The organism is Pontibacter chitinilyticus, from assembly GCF_039748935.1.
Taxonomy (GTDB): Bacteria; Bacteroidota; Bacteroidia; order Cytophagales; family Hymenobacteraceae; genus Pontibacter; species Pontibacter chitinilyticus.
The window spans coordinates 504,566-524,530 of sequence record NZ_JBDIZJ010000002.1; the positions used below are offsets into that span (position 1 = coordinate 504,566).

Here is a 19,965-nt window from a genome sequence, read left to right on the forward strand (position 1 = left end):
GCAGCAAGCTTTATGATGCTTGCTGCCGCTGTTGTATGCGGTAATCTCTAAGTATAAATGTTAAGTATGGCTGTAAGGCGCACTGCCCTTTGCAGCAGCTTTTACCCTCCTCCCAACAAGCTCATAGTTACCACCATGTAGACCATACTGAGCACAGCGGCTCCCGCGCCAAACCCGGCAGCGGCGGTGCCTATTTTGCGCTTGCGGGCCTGCTTCTGGTAGGCTTCGCGGTATACTTCATTTTTCAGGAGCTGGTGGTTCGGGTTGTAATCTGATTCGATGTTGGGCGGCACAACCGACACTACAGTTCCTGTAACCAGCCCGGCTGCAGGGTTCAGTACTGTTGCGCCCATTGTTGTCCAGAATACACCTCGGGGTCTGAAGTAGGCTTTTGCATCGCGCTGGGCTTGCAGCCGCATTTCGCCAATATCGCTTATACTTGTCTGTTCATCGGTATACGTTAAGCCTTCCGGCTGTAGTGTGGTCGTTGCTTCTATAAACTGCACCTGCGCCACGTCCTGCCGCGAAAGAGCAAATGCCGGGCCGTCTACATCGCTGAAATAGCGGTAATAGATTGAATCAGACTCTATTTTTGTGATCTTTGCAACCAACTGCACACCATTCTTCTTCATGATAATATCCTGTGCCTGTGTTGCCATACAGGCTGCCGACAAATACAGACACATGGAGAGTAGAAGCTTGTAAACCTTATCCATATTCCCTTTATTATAAAAAATCGTCAATAATGTATAAATTGAACAATTCCTTAAACGGAAACGGTTGTATATAGATATAGTAATTTAACAGTTTGATGACATTCCTGCTGTTTTTATTTTATCCTGATTAAATAACCTGTATACCGAACAGAATCATTTGTGCTGCTCCGGCGTTATACTACCTAACGTGAAGGTCAGCCTGGCCAAAGGGCAGTTTGCAAACATGAGCACCAGAGACAGCACCAAAGCAAAAGTTATATTAGGTTTCAGCACCGGTTTTGCCATCGTTGTGCTGGCCATCTACCTGACGTATACCAGCTTTACCCGGCTTTTAAACTCGGTAGAGGTGCTGGCACAGCCAAACGTAAAGCTGGTAAAGCTGCAGCATACGCTGGCAAGTATGGCTTCTGCTGAAAGTTCTATCCGCGCCTATACCCTTACTACCCAGGAGAAATACTTTACTACTTACCTTAGCAACCTCGATACCATACACAGCCAGATAGATTCGCTCCGGATGTTGATGGCAGCCAGCCCGTCGGAGCTGGTACAGGTAGACTCTATAGCTGATTTGCTGCAGGCTAAAAAGCAAAGCCTGAAACAGTATGTGGCCCTCAAAAAAGAGCAGAAGCGCAACGACTACTCTGATAAAGCCCTCCGGCAGATTGCCTCTGCTGCTATGCCCAAAGCAACGTCTACCACTATACGGCAGCATACTACCACCACCACAGTGATTACGGATGTGCCGCCTGACACAGAAGAGGAGCAGCAGGAGGAGCGGGAAGCACCCAAAAGGGGCCTCTTTGGAAAGCTATTCTCTAAAAAAGAGGATAAGCGGGAGCAGGAGCCACCTAAAGCGCCTAAAGTTCTTGTGCCGCAGCTTAATGTAACCAAAGAGATCGAGATTGACACCAGCCCTGCCAGCGCCGGCAAAGTGGCCGACCTGTCTAAAGTGCGGCGCATTCTGAACAAAGTGCAGCAGGAAGCCAACCAGGACGAAAAAGAGCTGATGGCCAAAGCACTGGCCCTGCTGCAGGAAGATAAAAAGATCATGGACCAGATCCGGAGCATGATGTATAACCTGGAACATTACGAAATGCTGCGGGCCCGGCAGCGCTCGCAGCTGGCCCGCACCGAGGCCAAGCAAACGTCTATGGTGTTGCTGGCCATTGGTATTGCCGGACTTATCAGCGGGGTCTGCTTTATTTTGCTCATTCTGCGCGATATTACCCGCAGCAACCACTACAAGTCGCGGCTGATACAGGCCAGAAAAGATGCTGTGCAACTGGCCCGTGCCAAAGAGGCTTTTGTGGCTAACATGAGCCACGAGATGCGCACACCGCTTAACGTAATCCTAGGCTTTACGCAACAGCTGTGGCATACGGAGCTGCAGCCGCAGCAATCAGACCACCTGCAGGCGGTGCATGGCGCTGGCCAGCACCTGCTGCACATTGTGAACGATGTGCTGGACCTTTCCAAGATCGAGGCTGGCAAGCTGAACATCAGCCATGTGCCTTTCCGGCTGCAGCAAATGTTAACGGAGTTGGAGCAGAGTTTTAGCCTGAAGGCCTCCAGCAAAGGGATCAAGTTTATCTGCACCAAAGACGATGATTTTCCGGATGAACTTATAGGCGACCAGATGCGCCTGAAGCAGGTGCTGTTCAATCTGGTGGATAATGCGATTAAGTTCACCAACCAGGGCCATATCGAAGTATACTTCCACTTAAAGGCGCTGCGTCGCTCCCGTGTGGTTGCCAGCATCAGCGTTACCGATACGGGCATCGGCATTATGCCAGAGCAGATGGAGCATGTGTTTGGCGAGTTTAACCAAGCCGATGATTCTATCATGCGCAAGTATGGCGGCACAGGGCTAGGCTTGTCTATCAGCAAAAAACTGGTTGAAATGCAGGGCGGTACGCTATCGGTACAAAGCAAACCAGGCGAGGGCACCTCGTTTACCATGGTGCTGCCGCTGCAGAAAGGAGACTTTGGGCCTGCTGTGGAAGCCACACCGGTATCGCTGCCAAGTGCACAGGCCTTTAGCGGGCGCCGGGCACTGGTGATAGACGATGATGCTTACAGCCGTACGCTATGTGAGCTGATTCTGAACCGCTGGGGTATGGAAGTATACCTGGCCAACGACGGGCAGGAAGCTTTGCAACAGGCGGCGCTCGTAGCCTTTGATGTGGTGCTGACAGACATGCAATTGCCAGGCATGAGCGGCAAAGAGGTGGCCCGCGCCATCCGGAAGCTGGATGCGCAGGTGCCGATCATGGCCCTGACAGCCAATATCATGAGCAATGAAAAAGACTTCTTCCAACATACGCCTGTCACAGCTTTTCTGCTGAAACCATACACGGAACAGGAGCTCTATGCACGATTGGTGGAATTGCTGCCGGCTAATATCCCGGCATTTGAACCTGCTCCCCTGCTTGCTGCTCCGGAAGCGCCAGTGCAAGCGTCTGCTGCTGCCACAGCAGCTCCGACCTTGTATAGTTTAGCGGAAATCCAGCAGTTTACTGGTACAGATACAGAGATTCTGGTTTCGGTGCTGGAGGTGATGCTGGAAGACCAGGAGCAAAATCTGCAGCAATTGCAGGAAGCCCGGCAACAGGAGGATTGGGAAGCGGCAGCCAGTATCGCCCATAAAATGCTGACAGCCTTTAAGCACTTACAGGCTCATACCGTAATCCCCTGCCTGGAAATACTGGAACAAGGGCTACGCCAGGATATGACAGGAGGCCAGCAACAGGAAACAGCCGAACAGGCGCATCAGAAAGCAACAGAGGTCTTGCGGGCCTTGGCCCGGGAGATGGATGCCCTTCGTGCGGCGGCTGGCGCGGTTACTACAGCTTTATAAGTGTAACGCGCTGCTTATACTTCGATATTGTACTGCCGGAGCTTGTTATAGAGCGTTTTACGGTCAATATTCAGCAGGCGTGCCGCTTTTGATTTGTTGTACCGTACTTTCTCCAGCATCTGCTGAATGAGCTCTTTCTCATTCTGCTCCGTCATACTTTTCAGGTCCATTAGAGGTGCCGGTGCTGCTACGGTAGTTCCCGCTGCCTGTGCAAACGCTGGAGCAGTGGCCTGCTGTGTCCCGGCTGACGGGAAAGAGATATCAGACGGGAGCTCCTGCAGTGTTACCTCCGGCGTTTTGGCCATCAGTACTGCGCGGCGCACCACATTTTTCAGTTCGCGGAGGTTGCCCGGCCAGCTATACAGCTGCAGCGTCTGTTCGGCAGCAGCATCAAAGCCTTGTATATTGCGCTCCAGTTCGTAGTTGGCCTGCTTCAGGAAATGATGGCCGAACAGCAGTACGTCGCTGCCCCGCTCCCGCAGTGGTGGCACCTGTATCTTAAATTCGTTCAGGCGGTGGTATAGGTCTTCCCGGAAATCGCCGCGCGCTACCGCCTGCACCAACTCTTCGTTGGTAGCAGCCAGCACCCGCACATCCACATCCACATCCACTGTGCTGCCCAGCTTTTTTACTTTGCGCTCCTGCAGGGCCCGCAGGAGCTTTACCTGCACTTCGTAAGGCAGGTTGCCCACTTCATCCAGAAACAGCGTGCCGCCTTCTGCAGCCTCAAACTGGCCTGTTTTGTCTTGCATGGCTCCCGTAAAAGCACCTTTTACATAGCCAAATAACTCACTGCCAGCCAGCTCTTTCGACAAGGCGCCACAGTCAATGGCTACAAAGGGCTTCTGCTGCCGCTTGCTGCGCTGGTGAATCATGCGGGCCACATACTCTTTCCCGGTACCGCTTTCCCCTTCAATAATAACAGACATATTGGTAGGGGCTACTAGCGTAATCACTTCCTCAATGTGGTACGCCTGTGGGCTCTGCCCCTGCACAAACTGCGTTCTGCTCTCCTCTAACTGGGCATTCACCTCTTCAGCAACAGGCGCTTTACGCCGCAGTGCATTCTGGATCACCAGCAGTGTTTCGTCAGGGTTGATCGGCTTGGTGATGTATTCAAACGCACCCATCTTGATGGCTTTTACAGCCGTGCGGATATCGCCGTAGTGCGTCATGAGGATAACAGGTATGTCCGAAAGGACACGCACTTGTGACAGGAGTTCCAGGCCGTCTTTGTCGGGCAGCCGGAAATCTGTAAGTATAAGGTCAAACGTAGTATTCTTTAACTGACGTAATCCGTCGTTTGCGGAATAAGCGGTTTCTACTTCGTATTGCTGCCTCCTCAGAAAGGATTTTAGCATCAGGCAGAAAGCAGGGTCGTCGTCAATCAGCAGGATTTTTGGCATAATTCACTTTCTTGGCGCTTTTCTGGCTTTTCCATAAAGCACCCTTGTAACGGTTAATACCCCTATATAGTTTAGTTAGGTGTATTCTACCGCTTCTGTTACGCTCTTAACGCAGAACTTCTACTTCAAGTATGGCTTAGCGCAAAAAGCTGCCTTATGGCATAAGCTGTTGTATGTTTATAAATTCTGATGGTTTGTAGAACAACCGGCTGCCGCGCTGAAAGTTTAGCTTTGTTTTGACAACATACTTGCTCTGTTATACAAAGCCTGCTGCTGCGCCTTGCATGATCCTTTTGCCGGAGAATCTTATTTTGTCTGTATCGCTCCACCAGTTTACATGGCAAAGTTACAGCTTGGGGCACATCATCCCAAGTATACCGCCAGGTTTACCGCATTGAGGTGCTGCTTTATACTACTGACGGATACAAAACACAGGCTTTTGTGTTTATAGTATAGCACCCGGCACTGCCCGGGATTTAAGCAAAATTAACTACCTTTAGCACATGAGTGAACCACGAAAAAAACTGTTTCTGCTAGACGCTCTGGCACTGATATACCGCGCTCACTTTGCCTTCAGCAAGAACCCGCGCATCAACTCCAAAGGCATGAGCACCGGCGCTGCCCTGGGCTTTACCAACACCCTGGTAGAGGTGCTGCAGAAGGAGCAGCCAACCCACATTGGCGTTGCCTTCGACTCGGCAGCTAAAACCTTCCGCCACGATAACTTTGCTGAGTATAAAGCCAACCGGCAGTCGCAGCCAGAGGATATTTCCATCGCCATTCCTTACTGCAAAAAGATTGTGGAGGCTTTCAACATTCCTGTACTGATCTTAGATGGGTATGAGGCCGACGACATCATCGGCACGATGGCATGCCAGGCGGAGAAAGCCGGTTTCGATGTGTACATGATGACGCCCGACAAAGATTATTGCCAGTTGGTAACGGAGCATGTGTTTGTGTATAAACCGGCTTTTATGGGCAATGCAGTCGATATACTGGATGTGCAGAAGGTGCTGGACAAGTGGGAGATTGAGCGCGTGGAACAGGTGATCGATATCCTGGGCCTGCAGGGCGACGCAGTGGACAATATTCCCGGTATACCGGGCATTGGCGAGAAAACGGCCAAGGCCCTGATCAAGCGCTTCGGCTCTGTAGAAAACCTGATCGCCAACGCCGACCAGTTAAAAGGCAAGCAGCGGGAAAATGTCATCAACTTTGCCGAGCAGGGCATGCTGTCCAAAGAGCTGGCTACGATCCATTGCACGGTGCCGCTTGCTTTCAGCGAGGAAGGACTGCACTACGATGGGCCAAATACCGAGCAACTGGCGGAGCTGTTTACGGAACTGGAGTTCCGGCAGCTGGCGCAGCGTGTGCTAGGGCAAACTTTCTCGACTGCGCCTGCTGCCAAGGCAGCGCCGGCCCGCCAGAGCAAAGCAGCGGCTCAAAACCAGGGATCGCTGTTTGATATGGTTGCCGCTCCCGCAGAGACACTCCCCGCTGACGAGGCCCCGGCCACCATGCAGACGCTCACCACCACCATCCACAGCTATTACCTCATCAACGCGCCCGAGCTGCGGCAGAGCCTGGTAAAGCACCTGCTCCTGCAGGATGAGGTCTCTTTTGATACCGAAACTACCAGCATCGACGCCATCACCGCACGGCTCGTGGGTATGTCGTTTTGCTACCGTCCCGGCGAGGCATACTACGTACCGGTGCCACCCGACGACCACGCAGAAGCCATGCGTATTGTGGCAGAGTTTAAGCCGGTGCTGGAGAGCCCGACCATTGCCATGATCGGGCAGAACATCAAGTATGATATGCTGGTGATGAAAAACTATGATGTGGAGGTGCAGGGCCCCATTTTCGACACCATGCTGGCTCACTACCTGCTGGAGCCGGAGATGCGCCACAACATGGATGTGCTGGCCGAGACATACCTGAACTATAGCCCGGTGCCTATCACAGACCTGATTGGGCCAAAAGGTAAAAACCAGAAAACAATGGCTGACCTGACACCGGAAGAGGTAAAGGATTATGCCTGTGAGGACGCCGACATTACGCTGCAGCTAAAGCAGTATTTTGAACCACTGCTGCTGGAGCAGGGCCAGATGAAGCTGTTCCGCGATGTGGAAACGCCGCTGGTGCAAGTACTGGCCGGCATCGAGAAAGAAGGCATCAGCATCGACTCTAATGCACTGGCTGATATTTCGGCGCAGCTGGAAAGCGAGGTCATCAACATAGAGCGGCGCATCTTCGAACTTGCCGACGAGCAGTTCAACATCGGCTCGCCCAAGCAACTCGGCGAAATTCTGTTTGATAAGCTGGAGCTGCATGGCAAGGCCAAGATCAAAAAGACCAAAACCGGCCAGTATGCCACCGGCGAAGAGATCCTATCGAAGTTGGCGGGCGAACATGAGATCGTGCGCCTGATACTGGAGCACCGCGAACTCACAAAGCTGAAATCGACTTACGTCGACGCCCTGCCACAACTAGTATGCTCCCTGGATAACCGCGTGCATACTTCCTTTAACCAGGCCGTAACAGCTACCGGCCGCCTCAGCTCCACCAACCCGAACCTGCAGAACATTCCGGTGCGTACGGAGCGGGGGCGCGAGATACGCAAGGCTTTTGTGCCACGCAACAGCCAGCACCTCATCATCTCGGCCGACTACTCACAGATCGAGCTGCGCATTATGGCTGATTTCAGCGATGATCCTACTATGAAAGAGGCTTTCCGGAACGGGCTGGACATTCACAGCTCTACCGCCAGCAAGGTATTTCATGTGCCGATCGAGCAAGTGGACAGCGAAATGCGCCGTAAAGCCAAAACCATCAACTTTGGTATCATCTATGGCATTTCGGCTTTTGGCCTGGCCGAGCGCCTGAGCATCCCTCGCCGCGAAGCTGCTGATATTATAGAGGCCTATTTTGCCGAGTTCCCGGCTGTGAAGGAGTACATGGATGTCACTATCGAGAAGGCACGCGACCTGGAGTATGCCGAAACGGTGCTGGGCCGCCGCCGCTTTCTCCGCGACATCAACTCCCGCAACCAGACGGTCCGGGCCTTTGCCGAGCGTAACGCCATCAATGCGCCAATACAAGGCACTGCTGCCGACATCATCAAAATAGCGATGATCAACATTCACGATTATCTAGAACAGGAGAAGCTGCAAACCCGCATGATTCTGCAGGTGCACGATGAACTCCTGTTCGACGCTCCAAAAGAGGAAGTTGAATTGGTGACACCGAAAATAGTTGAGTTGATGACCAATGCACTGCCGCTGAGTGTGCCGATGGAAGTTGGCTTGGGCGTAGGCGAAAACTGGTTGGAAGCGCATTAAATTTCTCAAAATACGTTGCGGCGTCTCTTGAGCACGTTACGGGATCTGCTGCAACCTTGAATCCCGGATGCCATGAAACAAAAAAAAGCACCTCAAACTGAGGTGCTTTTTCTATTACTTTAAACTTTATACTTCTTACGGAAAAAGGACAGCCTGGTACTTTGTTTCATCTACCGTTGGTACATGCGCGCCATACTTGCTGTTGATGTTGCGGATGATCTCATTGGCTACAATGGCATACCCACGAGGTGTCAGGTGCACGCCGTCAAGCGAAAAGAGATTACCGGAAATAAACGCAGGAGAATAATTTACCGCATTTAGTACCAGCGTGGGCTTGCCTTCTTTCATCTGTATGGAGTTAAAGAAAGCATTCATATCCACGTATGCCAATCCTTTTGCCTGTGCAGCCGCAGAAAGCATTCCGTTGAAGGTAGCTGTTGCCGCTTTCACTGCTGCTACCTCTGTTTCGTCCAGCACCTCGCCGTTTGTCAGCGGGTTGTAAGGGCTAAAGCCGTGCGGTATGGTCATAGGGCCTACCGGCTCCGGAGTACCAACCGTAGACGTCAGCAGTACGAAATCAGCTGTTGTAGCTTCGCGCACTTGTCCATCGCCTGTTGTGATGTACAGCTTTGTTTTAGCTGCTGTAGCCTTTGCAATGATGGCATCGGTTGCTTTGGTAATAAAGAACGGTATTCCTGTTACATCCGGAATGTTAATGATCGCCCCTTTGGTATTGGCATTTGCCGTCAGCGTGGCAACCATTGCATTTAGGCTGGTCTGGAATTTATCTGCATCGGAGATCGGCGCCTGTCCGCCCGACGTAGCAAAGCCCAGCACATCGTTATTGCCCAGCCACATGGTAAAGAAGGTCGGGTTGGTGGTAGCTACCTTGCTTACGTATGGCATCAGGCCCCCCGTAATGGTAGGATCGTCTGACAGCAGCCGCTCATAGTAAGGGTTAAAGCCTGCCGGGTTGTTAAAGCCATAGCCTGGCATCAACACATCCGTCATCTTGATGCCCGGCACACCCAGGTTATTCACCTCATCGGTATACTTGGTATAAAGATACGTTTTCTGGTCGGCCCCCAAGCCACGTATCGCCAGCTTGTCTTTTACCGGCTCCAGTACAGGAGATCCGGCAGCATCAAAGCCGGTGAATTTAAGATAACCGGAGCCATTGCTTTGCTCTTGGGTGAACAGTGGCTGCGTAAACTCGCCGCCGCCAGCTAGCTTAAATTGCTGAGCTAGTATAGACGGGTAAGAGTTCAGCTGCCCTTCGCGGTACAGGCCGCCGCTGGCATAGCCTGCTGTCAGGGAATTACCGACAGCCACATACTTGGCAAAATCAGCGGTACCGGCACTGGCGACTGGCGCATCAATCTCGGGGTCGCAACTGGTAAGCAGCACGCTGGCAAAAAAAGCCAACATACCGGTTTTATAGAAAAAATTCTTCATATACAAGGTGAGAAATTAGAATGAGAAGTTTAAACCAATGCCAGGGATGTACGCTACTGATTTGTACGTACCGGCAATGCCACCAGACAAGTTAGCCGCGTCGGTGCGTTGCTTTTTGTTTACATAGAGGAAAGACGCATCTATGCTAAAGTTATCGCTAACTTTATATCCGATACCTGCGGAAAGGCCACGGGAATCGGCATCCGGGGTTTCAGGCGTCAGATAACCTTCCTGCACCGGCGTCTGGTCGTAGTATGCTCCGGCACGCAGCGCCAGGGCTTCTCCTACTTTATACTCGGCTCCGATGCGGTAGATGTACGCATCTTCGTAGTTACGGGCATTCTCAGAAAGGCCGGAGCCGTTCACGTTTTTAGTATAGTCAAAGCGCAGGCTCTTGTACGCTCCCCAGCCTACCCGGCTGATGTCTACGGCCAGCGTCAGGGCTTCTGTAGGCGTATATCCGATGCCCAGCGACAAGGTAGAAGGCAAAGGCAGTCTGGCGTCGAACTCTGTTCCGGCAGGGAAGCGGGTGCTCAGGGTACCGGGTATATTGGTAAAGCTCACATCGCCGCCTTTTACTTCCATATCTACTTTAGAGCGGTAATCAAGGCCCAGCGATAATTTATCGGTTGGTTTATAGAACACCCCTACGTTTATGCCCATGCCGCTGGCGCTGCCGTCCAGCTCAGCTTTGCCATAAGCACCTGTCTGGTTCTGCACCGGAATGCTGCGCTGCAGGTTTACACCACCCACTGCATAAATAAAGCCCAGGCCAATGCCCAGTTTGTCTGATAACTTATAGCTCACAGTTGGCTGAATGTAAATGGCCTGCAACTCCAACTGGTTCAAGCCAAAGCGGCCATTCCACTCATCGCCCCAGTTTACAGTGCTGCCATAAGGCGTGTATACACCCAAACCTATCGTAAGCAGGTCATCTGCCTTGTATACGCCATACACCTGAAAGGGCGTGCCCAGCGGGTTGTCCGTTAGGGCTGTAGTGGCACTTGGCTCCGGCGCAAGGTAAGCGATTCTGGAAACGATGCCACTAGCACCAATCGTTACGCCATTCTGGCGCACATAACTCATAGCTCCCGGGTTAAAGAAGATGCTGGACGTGCCGGTTTCAATACCGGTACCTGTATGGCCCATCCCGATTTGCCGCTGGCTTGCCAGGTTTACTTGATAACCTCCGGCCATTGCCACACCGGAGATCAGGGTACCACCTAATAACGCTAAAATTTTGCTTTTCATAAACGCGACTAAAATTAAATGTAGGGTGTATTTCGTCTGAACAAATATAGAAAGATTAAGGATGCTGCCGTAAGTAGCTCCTACTTTTTTCAAATATTTTTTAATATGAGTCGAAAAGATCAAAAAGGCACCGCAATGGCCGAGAGAGGTATTTTGCCCGGGCTATAGCCTGTTATTTCAGGCTGGGCACTGTTCAACCAGTTGTTCTGATGCACAGGTACCCGGAGCAGCGCCTCTCGTTGCCCGGCCCGAACACCAGTCGCTGTACTGTTTCAGGCAAAACGCAATATTTTGTTATTTTCTTCCCTACCCTAACCGGGCGCCTTACGTTAGCATTAATCGCAAAAGCAATAGAAAGTATGTATGATGTGATTGTAATAGGGGGCGGGCCTGCCGGGCTGAACGCGGCCATGCTCCTGGGGCGCTCCCGCAGAAAGGTACTTGTGTTTGATGGTGGAAAGCCCCGCAACCGCTGGTCAGAGAGTATGAATGGCTTCCTGACAAACGACGGCGTTAACCCGGCTGAATTTTTAGAAAGGGGGCGGCAGGAACTGACCAAGTATGACATAAAACTGCTGCCCGTAGAAGTAGATTCGGCCACTTACAGCAAAGGAGAGTTTGTGGTAAACGACGCGGAAGGAAATGTATACCGCTCGCGCAAGCTGCTGCTGGCTACCGGCCTGAAGGATAACCTGCCGCCGCTGGAAGGCCTGGAACCACTCTACGGCAAAAGCATTCACCACTGCCCATACTGCGACGGGTGGGAGAGTCGCGACAAGGCTATTGCCGTGTATGGCATCAACCGCGAGGGCATCGGGCAGTCGCTGGCCATGACAACCTGGAGCGATGATGTTACCCTTTATACCGATGGCACCACCAAGCTGCAGCGCAACGACTTGGAATTGCTGCACCAGAACGGCATACAAGTATGTACCGGCCGTATTCTGCGGCTGGAAGGGGAGGACGGAAAGCTGCAGCACGTTGTACTGAGCAATGGCGAAAAGCGCGCGCAACAGGCCATGTTTTTCTCGATGGGAACAAAGCAACAGTCTGTTCTGGGGGAGCAGCTGGGGTGTGAGTTTACCAGCAAAGGCGTTATCAAGACCAAGCGCCTGCAGCAATCCAATATTCCGGGCTTGTTTGTAGCCGGCGATGCCGCCCGCGACATGCAACTGGTGATTGTGGCTGCCGCTGAGGGAGCTAAAGCTGGTGTAGCCATCAACATGGAGCTGCAGCAGGAAGACAGGAAATAGCCGGGCAGCTGTTATACTTTATACTTACCCGCCGCCATACTTAGCCAGCCTGTTTCCGGTAGCGAAGTATGGCGGCGGGTAAGCCTGCTTAGTTTCCTTCTGGCAGCAATGCGGCCGGGTCGCTCTCCTGCCCCTGCTGTATGGGCTGAAACAGGTGCTCCTCCAGGCAGTAGCGATACCCCTCTACCAGCAAGTGCATCACCAGGCCCTGCACAGCAATAGGCTCCTTCTCATCCACCTGCCGGGTGTTGGAATGCCGGATGTTGCTCCCGTCTATAATAGTGACCACACCGGTGCCGAATACTTCTACCTTATCTCCCTGGCTGATGACAATGCCTGTTTCTTCACTTAGGCCAATACCTACATACTCCGAATCGTGTGCGATGGCATGCGCTAGCCGGCCAAAGCGGCCGCGCTCTGCAAAATGCGTATCAATGTATACCTTTTGGATAAAGCCAAAGCCGTGGGTAGTCTTCATCTCCCCCTTCATCAGCGAGTAATGGCCATAGCCATCATAAATCATCCGATCAGACATGACGGCAGCACCGGCACTGGTGCCGGCAATAAGAATTTCCTCTTCCTGAAAGCGCCTTTGCATAATTTCCAGCAGCTGGGTGCCTCCTAAAAACTCTGCCAGGCGCAACTGGTTTCCACCGGTAAAAAAGATCACATCGGCATTACTGACCCGTTCCAGGTTGCTAGCTGTATCTGCTTCATGCACTTCATCAATGTGCATAAAGCGCGGCCGGCTATACCCCATTTCCTCAAAAGCCTCTTTGTAGGCATTACCAGATTCTTCAGGTTCCCGGGTAGCCGTGGTGATCACCTCGATGCGTGCATGCGGGTTACATACTTCCGAACGTATTAGTTTGATCAGCCCATCATCATCTCCGCCGCCTAAAGCGATCAGCTTGCCTTTTACTTTGCTCATATATGCTTCCGCTCTGTCTTTTTAATGGTTCTTATACTTCCACACCCAGTTACAGGTTCGCACATTGGCAGTATTGGCAAGGTACTCAACAACTAAAATATTCGTTCAGGGAAGCAGCCGAGCTTTGTCAGGCCGTTCTTTTCGCTCCGGCACCACGCCGTCGGGCAGCCGCCAGGGTCGTAGTTTACCAAAGGGCAGCAGGAACAGGAACAGCAGCGACTGCTCTGCCAGGCTGCGGTAGGCCGGTACGCCAATCGTTAGCTCCTGCTGGGGCACATTCAGGCGCAAAGTACGGTGCAGCCGGTCCCACCACGAGAAGATAACGGAAAAATTACTGTTGGTTTCCTGCGCCACAATAGAATGGTGGATACCGTGCATCCGCGGGGTTACCAGTAGCTGGCAAAGCCTGCGCTCTACCTGGTACGGCAGCCGCAGGTTAGCATGATGGAAAGCAGTACAGCCCTCGAATACTACTTCGTAGAAAAGCACCAGTGGCGCCGGCACTCCCAGCAGCGCCACCGCTGCCCCACGGTAAGGCAGGGAAGCCAGGTTCTCACCGGCATGAAAGCGCCAGGCCGTGGAAACATCCATGTCGAGGTCGAGGTGGTGGACGTGATGGAAACGCCAGAGCAGCGGCACCCGGTGCAGCAACACGTGCCAGCCATAGTTGCTGTAGTCAAGCAGCAGAAAGCCAGCGATGTAGCGGCCCAGGCGCGGCATTTTTAACCAAGGCAATAGCCCCAGCTGCCTTTTATCAGCCCACTGTGCTGCCGCATACATGCCGGGTAACAGCAGCAGGCGCAGCAAGGGCAAGGCCGCCGCCGCTATACCGCCATTCTGCAAGAGGCGTTCTGCTTGTGGCTGCGTGCGCCGCCGAAGCCTGTGCTTTGCTTCCAGCACGAATAGCACAGTGGCTGCGACTGCCAGCAGGGGCATACCTGCTTTATCAAACTTTGGGAACAGGAACTTCATGTATAGTAGCTACAAGCAAGCCTGAAAATTGTTGCGGCCCTGACAGCAGCCTGCTTTAAACACCCAATGGTTAAACATGGTTTAAGCAAGATGCCGGAAAATATTACAGCAATGTACGCTACCGAACAATTCTATGTCCGGTTACGAACACTTCCTTTACTGCATTCTACATTACATTTACTTATAAACCATTGATTATCAATTATTTATTCACTTTGGCACGTTAATAGTAATAGGTCAATCAGAAATAAAAAAATTTATAAAAGATGAAGCAACCTTTCTATTCGGGGTACCATCTATAAAGACAACAACAGTAACAGATTTTAAACTTTAACAAAATAAAACTATGAAACTCATTATCCTTCTTTTCGCCATTGTACTCGGTTTCGGAGCCACTGTAAAACGCTCTGCAGACGACATGAAAGTTATCAGCTTCAAACATGAGCTGAATGTGTACAAAAACTACCCTAACCTTTTACCGGAGGTAAATATTGTAGCTCCGCACTTGTAATTCATACTTACCAGACCGTACCGTTTAACATTTAAAACTATGAAACTCATTATTCTTCTTTTCGCAATGCTGCTTGGCTTTGGAGCCACCGTTAAAAGATCTGCCGATGATCTGAAAGTTATCAGCAACAGACATGAACTTAGCCAGTTCAAGCATTACCCTAACCTGCTGCCCGAAGTAGAGATTGTAGCATCCCGCAAGTAGGGAGGCACTACTTCTGCTTCTCCTGTTTGTCTAAAGTAACGCAGGGCCAACGCGTGTTATGTACTACTGTAATAGTAAACGCTGCCTTGCTCCGACGCGCAGTATCCGTTGGTAAGCCCCGTCTGGCACATTAGCCTGGCTACTTACCCGTACTGCAGCCCCAGCTTTCCGCTACGGAGAGTTGGGGCCAGCTTTAGCAACAACAGCTGTTTATACTTTAGAAGTAGAAGTTTACCTGTGAATTTTATGTTACAAACAGCCCCTTTTTACGCACTACAGTAGCGTGTAAACGGCGCCTCCATTATGCCTTTCTTCCCATACCTGCTAGTCAGCAGGCAAAGGCCCATGTTACAAATCAGCCGAAAAATTCCTTTTATTCGTACCTATAACCGCTTACTTTTAGTTTTAAATGTAACTCACTTATACCGCATCGCTTCTGTTACAGGGCTTTGCAAGTAAGTAAGTACATTCCGAACACCACAAAGCGCGTGATAACAAGGCATAAACGCTTGCAGGATGTTACAAACAGGCTGTAAGTTTCAGCTAACCGCACACGCTGGCTGCGGCAGGTTGCTGTTTAGAGCAGCTTCTGTCATCGGCAGTTCTAAACAAGAAAAAGCGAGTTACAATACCTATAGGTTACCAGCTACATGTAGTGCTGGCGTTAGTTTTTTATCTGCCGCGCCTTGTCTGAAGGCAGTCTCCCCACTGCATCAGACATGCTTTAAACCCTGACAACTGAAAACAGGCCCGGAAATTCTGCCGCTAGCAGACAACTCACTTTTTTAAGGAAACCCGGCCCCAACCGGGCTTTCTTATTTTCTGGCAGTGCCGATGCGGCAACATTAGTCCTCTTCGTTTTTCTTGAAAATGTCGAAGATGCTGCTTTTCTGCTTTTCTTTGGTTTTCCTGTGCTTGTCATCGTCCTGCTGTTTACCAAAAGGCCAGATGCGCTTCTTCTCCTTTTTCTCTTTGAGGAAAACATAACGGATGGAAATACCGGTAGAAAAATCGGTCCAATCTTCGTGGTGAAAGTGCACGGCGGGTTTTACATCCGCAGAAAGGAGAAAGGGAAGCCCGTTTACCTTATACTCTACCCCAATAATGCCGTCCACACCTGTAAATACGCCATAGTCTTTCAGGTTGCCTATATGGCCGCCGGCACCTACGTAGTAGTTAAAGCGTTTGCCAAGTATAGGCCGGTGCCACTCGTAAAGCGCCGTGCCACTATACTCGCGGGCGCTCAGGGCAAGGATGCCCTCCAGCGTGCCCTGCGTATGCAGCTTCTGCTGTATGGTCAGGCCAAACACGTCGCCGTCGAGGCGCACGCCCCCTGCCGTACGGTATACCTGTGCTTTACTTACGCTACTCATCCCGCCGAGCAGGAAAGCTAAAAATAGTATTCTCTTCAACATGGTAGAATCATAGTCTTCTGCGCCAGCAGCAAATTCCTTACCTCTTTTGGAGATCGTAGGCACCAGGCACATTATTTACACTTGCCGCTTATACGTAAGACCTCTTGATCGAAGCTCTCATCTGAAACGGCTATTTACTATACTTAGTACTTGTTTAAAGCAATAGAAGTAGGCCCTCTATGCGCTGTGCTGATGGGCCGGTGCTTACGAACCGCCCTTAAACCCGCGGTTGGCCTTTTTCTCCGACTGCCGCTTTTTGCTCTCCAGCCGCCGCCGCACGCTGCCTTTGGTGGGGCGGGTGGCTTTGCGCTTCTTCTGGCGGGTGAGCGCCTGCCGCAGCAGCTCGTAAAAGCGCGCCACGCACAGCTCCTTGTTGCGCAGCTGCGTGCGCTCCGTCTGGCACACCACCTGTAGGTAGCCTTCGTTGTTGATGCGGCTGCCGAGCTTTTCCTGTACCAGCGCTTTCTCCGCGTCGGTGAGCAGTTCGGAGGCGGCCACGTCAAACTTCAGCTCTACCTTTGTCTCTACCTTATTCACGTTCTGCCCGCCTGCGCCGCCGCTACGCGAGGTTTGAAATAGCAACTCCTTCGAAAAATCTCTATCCTGTAGGTTCATGCAAGTATAAAAACAAGTATAACGGCGGCGCACAGCCGCAAGCCGCCACACAAAAGTACGGCAAAAGACAAAAAGCTTTTCTGTTGACGTGCCAAGCATCTGCGGTTGCGCCTGATGCGGCCTCCATTTATACTTCAAAATCAGCGGCTTTTCCCTACCGAAAACTCCATTTCACTAAGACATACGAAAATAATCGTAATTAAATTTCTTTTTACGAAATCATTCGTATATACTTGTAAGGCAGGACAAAATATGGCCTGCGGAAGTATAGCAGGATTCCTAAATCGTTCTTTATAAAACAATTAGATGCGGTTTACTACCTCCTCCGAGAAGGGGAATAAATTACTTCTTTGCGAGATTCCCTCCCTAGAGGGATTAGGAGTAGGTTTCTTTCCTGAATCTATACTTGAACGAAACTTAAACTAGTAAAACCGAGCCTTTATACTTCCCGCGTCCTTAGTCCGAAATTCATTTATCCTTTATACTATAAACTATGAGTCTGGAGAAAAACACCAAACCTACCGAGTCGGAGTTGGAGATCCTGCAGGTGCTCTGGCAGCACGGCCCCAGCACTGTCCGCTTTGTGCATGAGCAACTCAGCCAAACCAAAGAAGTGGGTTATACCACTACGCTGAAATTTATGCAGCTGATGGCAGAAAAAGAGATGCTGGCAGCTGACAAAACCAGCCGCTCACACATTTACCGCCCGCTGCTGGAAGAGGAAAAAACGCAGCGCCACCTGCTCGACCGCTTCCTGGATGCCACTTTCCGAGGCTCTGCCTCCAAACTGGTGATGCAGGCACTGGGCAACAGCAAAACATCGCGCGAAGAATTAGACGAAATACGTAATTTATTAGATAAACTAGAAGGAGGTAACTCATGAACCTGATCCCCAATCTGGTACCCGAGGCGCTGGTCCGCGCCCTGGGCTGGTCGCTGCTGCACTCGCTGTGGCAGGGTGCCGTGGTAGCGCTGCTGCTCGGCCTGTTGCTGGTGCTCCTGCACCGCCACTCGGCTAAAACCCGCTATGCTGTCGCCGGAGCTTCGCTGCTCGTACAGGTGTTGCTTTCTGTCGGCACGTTTATTTATTACTACACCCGCAGCAATGCGGTGCTCAACACAGCAGCAGTAGCAGACATCACGCTACATACTCCCGCTACTGGGCAAGCTGCCAGCTTCTGGCAAGCCCCGTTCGGGGTGGCGCAAGCATACTTCGACCAGCACCTGCCGCTGTTGGTTACCGTCTGGCTGTTGGGAGTGCTGCTCATGCTGCTGCGTTTTATAGGCGGCATTGCGTATACCCAGCGCCTGCGCCACTATAAAGTAGCTCCACTGGCACAAGCATGGCAAAACAAATTACACTTGCTTAGTCAGCGTATGGCGCTGCACCGCACCGTGCGCCTGGTTGAGTCTGGCCTGGTAAAAGTGCCTATGACCATTGGTTTTGCCAAGCCCATTATCCTGCTGCCGCTGGGAGCCGTTACGGGCCTGTCGCAAAAACAGGTAGAGGCCATACTTGCCCATGAACTGGCCCACATCCTGCGCAAAGACTACCTGCTAAACCTGCTGCAGTCAGTTGTAGATATGCTCTTTTTTTACCATCCGGCCATGTGGTGGATATCCGGCATTGTGCGGGCGGAGCGCGAAAACTGCTGCGATGACATGGCGGTTGCTGTTTGTGGCGACACTCAGACCTATGCGCGTGCTCTGGCTGAACTTGCAGCAATGCGTTTGCCGGCCGCGCCGGCTATGTCTGTAGCTTTCTCGGGGAGAGGCTCTTTGGTAAGCCGTATCAAGCGCCTGGTAGGCCAGCCGTCGCTGCGCCCTACGTTCTCTGAAGGCTTTATGGCCGCTATTGTACTCTTAATCGGGCTGACGGGGCTTTCTTTTGGCGCTGTGGCAGGGCTACATACTTCTACCAAGCTTCCTAAGGAAGACATGAAAGAGTTGCTGCTACAGCAGTCTGACCACGTAACTGCCTTGCCTGAAAAAGCGCCGGCAGCAAACGTGCTTCCAAAACCGGATACAACCCTTACTGCCCCCGCCAATAAGGCCAATGTCGAAGAGGAAGCTACCAGCGCATTTGTTTACAAAGTGCAGCAGGGCTCCGGGCAAGCACAGGATGTGGTCATCATCAAAAATAAAAAGGGAAAAGTGACGGAGCTATACGTGAACGGCAAACGTATTCCCAAAAAGGACATGGCTTCGTACAACGACCTGATAAACCAGCGGCTGGAGGCAGTGAAACAAGCGCCAAGCGCTGATGCCGCCGAAGTAAGGCGCAACATGGAAGCGGCCCGTGCAGCCGTGGCAGCGACGTACCGCAGGGTTCCGGTAAATATCAACTATCAAAGGGAGTATAGCTTTGAGTATAACGGCGATTCGCTGCTGGTTCCGCCTCCACCACCACCTGCTCCGCCGCTGCCTGACACAATTCCTTTGCCAGCATTACCACCTATGCCTCCTGCTCCCCCTATGCCTCCACTTGACGGGAAGGGTGTCTCCAAGAAAGATCAGAAAGCTTATGAAAAGGCCCTGAAGTCTTACGAAGAGCAGATGCGGCAGTATGATTCCGCCTTGCGCGATCAGGAAAGAGCAGGTGCTGTAAGCAACCGGTATAGAAGACAAGTACAGCAACAAAGAGAATTAACCCGGCAACAGGCAGCTATAAGCCTCCAACACGCGCAGATAGCCCGTGAACACGCCGCCCTTGCGGCAGAACATGCTATGATGGCGCGAAGACATGCTGCTGATATGGAAAAAATTAAGAAGGAGATGGTGAAAGATGGTTTGATTCCGGAGAAAACCAGTGAGCTGAGCATACAGTTGAATGAGAAGGGTTTATACATCAACGGCAAAAAGCAGCCGGATGCGGTATATGAGAAGTATAAAAAGCTGATGCAGCCCAACCCGGACGACAAGGGCACTTACAACATGCAGTACAGAGAGCAGTAAACAAAACCACCTGCCACGAAACCCCGCAAGCCTGATTTGGCTGGCGGGGTTTCGCTTTTTGAAGTACCTTCGTTAGGCTGTTA

The 19,965-nt window shown here is 51.7% G+C and carries 15 protein-coding genes; 7 read left to right on the forward strand and 8 right to left on the reverse strand.

Annotation, left to right across the window (positions count from 1 at the left end):
• Positions 1-101: 101 nt before the first annotated feature.
• Positions 102-659 carry a hypothetical protein gene (locus ABDW72_RS05745; protein WP_347157505.1) on the reverse strand — a complete coding sequence of 186 codons (558 nt, stop codon included), beginning with the start codon at positions 657-659 and terminating at the stop codon, positions 102-104.
• A gap of 244 nt (positions 660-903) precedes the next feature.
• Between ABDW72_RS05745 and ABDW72_RS05750 the strand changes: the two genes are divergently transcribed.
• On the forward strand, positions 904-3,573 hold the full coding sequence (locus ABDW72_RS05750; protein WP_347157506.1) for an ATP-binding protein: 2,670 nt from the start codon (positions 904-906) through the stop codon (positions 3,571-3,573).
• Between the two features lie 14 nt (positions 3,574-3,587).
• Here the strand turns inward: ABDW72_RS05750 and ABDW72_RS05755 are convergent, their stop codons facing one another.
• Positions 3,588-4,979, reverse strand: a complete 1,392-nt coding sequence (locus ABDW72_RS05755; RefSeq protein ID WP_347157507.1) for a sigma-54-dependent transcriptional regulator — start codon at positions 4,977-4,979, stop codon at positions 3,588-3,590.
• A 503-nt stretch (positions 4,980-5,482) separates the two neighbouring features.
• Between ABDW72_RS05755 and polA the strand changes: the two genes are divergently transcribed.
• Positions 5,483-8,320, forward strand: a complete 2,838-nt coding sequence (gene polA / locus ABDW72_RS05760; RefSeq protein ID WP_347157508.1) for a DNA polymerase I — start codon at positions 5,483-5,485, stop codon at positions 8,318-8,320.
• 135 nt (positions 8,321-8,455) lie between these two features.
• Here polA and ABDW72_RS05765 read toward each other — a convergent pair whose 3' ends face one another.
• Both ABDW72_RS05765 and ABDW72_RS05770 read right to left on the reverse strand, forming a co-directional pair.
• The gene (locus tag ABDW72_RS05765; protein ID WP_347157509.1) at positions 8,456-9,775 is read right to left on the reverse strand and encodes an SGNH/GDSL hydrolase family protein; all 1,320 of its coding nucleotides are present in this window, start codon (positions 9,773-9,775) and stop codon (positions 8,456-8,458) included.
• A gap of 15 nt (positions 9,776-9,790) precedes the next feature.
• Complete coding sequence (locus tag ABDW72_RS05770; RefSeq protein WP_347157510.1) at positions 9,791-11,026, reverse strand: OmpP1/FadL family transporter; 1,236 nt, start codon at positions 11,024-11,026, stop codon at positions 9,791-9,793.
• 209 nt (positions 11,027-11,235) lie between these two features.
• On the opposite strand from ABDW72_RS05770, the gene ABDW72_RS05775 reads away from it, so the two are divergent.
• The gene (locus ABDW72_RS05775; RefSeq protein WP_347157511.1) at positions 11,236-12,279 is read left to right on the forward strand and encodes an NAD(P)/FAD-dependent oxidoreductase; all 1,044 of its coding nucleotides are present in this window, start codon (positions 11,236-11,238) and stop codon (positions 12,277-12,279) included.
• Positions 12,280-12,367: 88 nt separating this feature from the next.
• Here ABDW72_RS05775 and ABDW72_RS05780 read toward each other — a convergent pair whose 3' ends face one another.
• Together ABDW72_RS05780 and ABDW72_RS05785 are read right to left on the reverse strand one after the other, a co-directional pair.
• Entirely contained in the window at positions 12,368-13,210 is an 843-nt protein-coding gene (locus ABDW72_RS05780) for a cyanophycinase (RefSeq protein WP_347157512.1), read from the reverse strand.
• Between the two features lie 105 nt (positions 13,211-13,315).
• On the reverse strand, positions 13,316-14,182 hold the full coding sequence (locus ABDW72_RS05785) for a sterol desaturase family protein (RefSeq protein WP_347157513.1): 867 nt from the start codon (positions 14,180-14,182) through the stop codon (positions 13,316-13,318).
• Positions 14,183-14,528: 346 nt separating this feature from the next.
• Between ABDW72_RS05785 and ABDW72_RS05790 the strand changes: the two genes are divergently transcribed.
• Positions 14,529-14,693 carry a hypothetical protein gene (locus ABDW72_RS05790; protein WP_347157514.1) on the forward strand — a complete coding sequence of 55 codons (165 nt, stop codon included), beginning with the start codon at positions 14,529-14,531 and terminating at the stop codon, positions 14,691-14,693.
• A 39-nt stretch (positions 14,694-14,732) separates the two neighbouring features.
• Complete coding sequence (locus tag ABDW72_RS05795; RefSeq protein ID WP_347157515.1) at positions 14,733-14,897, forward strand: hypothetical protein; 165 nt, start codon at positions 14,733-14,735, stop codon at positions 14,895-14,897.
• 845 nt (positions 14,898-15,742) lie between these two features.
• Here the strand turns inward: ABDW72_RS05795 and ABDW72_RS05800 are convergent.
• A complete protein-coding gene (locus tag ABDW72_RS05800) occupies positions 15,743-16,312 on the reverse strand; it encodes a hypothetical protein (RefSeq protein WP_347157516.1) in 570 nt (189 codons plus the stop codon).
• A gap of 204 nt (positions 16,313-16,516) precedes the next feature.
• A complete protein-coding gene (arfB, locus tag ABDW72_RS05805) occupies positions 16,517-16,927 on the reverse strand; it encodes an alternative ribosome rescue aminoacyl-tRNA hydrolase ArfB (protein ID WP_347157517.1) in 411 nt (136 codons plus the stop codon).
• Positions 16,928-17,420: 493 nt separating this feature from the next.
• Here arfB and ABDW72_RS05810 point away from each other — a divergent pair, with 493 nt between their 5' ends.
• On the forward strand, positions 17,421-17,810 hold the full coding sequence (locus ABDW72_RS05810; RefSeq protein ID WP_347157518.1) for a BlaI/MecI/CopY family transcriptional regulator: 390 nt from the start codon (positions 17,421-17,423) through the stop codon (positions 17,808-17,810).
• Positions 17,807-19,882: a M56 family metallopeptidase gene (locus tag ABDW72_RS05815; RefSeq protein WP_347157519.1), complete on the forward strand. Its 2,076-nt coding sequence runs from the start codon at positions 17,807-17,809 to the stop codon at positions 19,880-19,882. The genes ABDW72_RS05810 and ABDW72_RS05815 overlap by 4 nt, the downstream gene beginning before the upstream one ends.
• Positions 19,883-19,965 lie beyond the last annotated feature (83 nt).

Coding starts and splice junctions, on each gene's coding strand:
- arfB (WP_347157517.1), bottom strand. CDS start 16,927: ATGAACCTACAGGATAGAGATTTTTCGAAGGAGTTGCTATTTCAAACC.
- ABDW72_RS05785 (WP_347157513.1), bottom strand. CDS start 14,182: ATGAAGTTCCTGTTCCCAAAGTTTGATAAAGCAGGTATGCCCCTGCTG.
- ABDW72_RS05765 (WP_347157509.1), bottom strand. CDS start 9,775: ATGAAGAATTTTTTCTATAAAACCGGTATGTTGGCTTTTTTTGCCAGC.
- polA (WP_347157508.1), top strand. CDS start 5,483: ATGAGTGAACCACGAAAAAAACTGTTTCTGCTAGACGCTCTGGCACTG.
- ABDW72_RS05780 (WP_347157512.1), bottom strand. CDS start 13,210: ATGAGCAAAGTAAAAGGCAAGCTGATCGCTTTAGGCGGCGGAGATGAT.
- ABDW72_RS05775 (WP_347157511.1), top strand. CDS start 11,236: ATGCACAGGTACCCGGAGCAGCGCCTCTCGTTGCCCGGCCCGAACACC.
- ABDW72_RS05755 (WP_347157507.1), bottom strand. CDS start 4,979: ATGCCAAAAATCCTGCTGATTGACGACGACCCTGCTTTCTGCCTGATG.
- ABDW72_RS05795 (WP_347157515.1), top strand. CDS start 14,733: ATGAAACTCATTATTCTTCTTTTCGCAATGCTGCTTGGCTTTGGAGCC.
- ABDW72_RS05745 (WP_347157505.1), bottom strand. CDS start 659: ATGGCAACACAGGCACAGGATATTATCATGAAGAAGAATGGTGTGCAG.
- ABDW72_RS05800 (WP_347157516.1), bottom strand. CDS start 16,312: ATGTTGAAGAGAATACTATTTTTAGCTTTCCTGCTCGGCGGGATGAGT.
- ABDW72_RS05790 (WP_347157514.1), top strand. CDS start 14,529: ATGAAACTCATTATCCTTCTTTTCGCCATTGTACTCGGTTTCGGAGCC.
- ABDW72_RS05810 (WP_347157518.1), top strand. CDS start 17,421: ATGAGTCTGGAGAAAAACACCAAACCTACCGAGTCGGAGTTGGAGATC.
- ABDW72_RS05815 (WP_347157519.1), top strand. CDS start 17,807: ATGAACCTGATCCCCAATCTGGTACCCGAGGCGCTGGTCCGCGCCCTG.
- ABDW72_RS05770 (WP_347157510.1), bottom strand. CDS start 11,026: ATGAAAAGCAAAATTTTAGCGTTATTAGGTGGTACCCTGATCTCCGGT.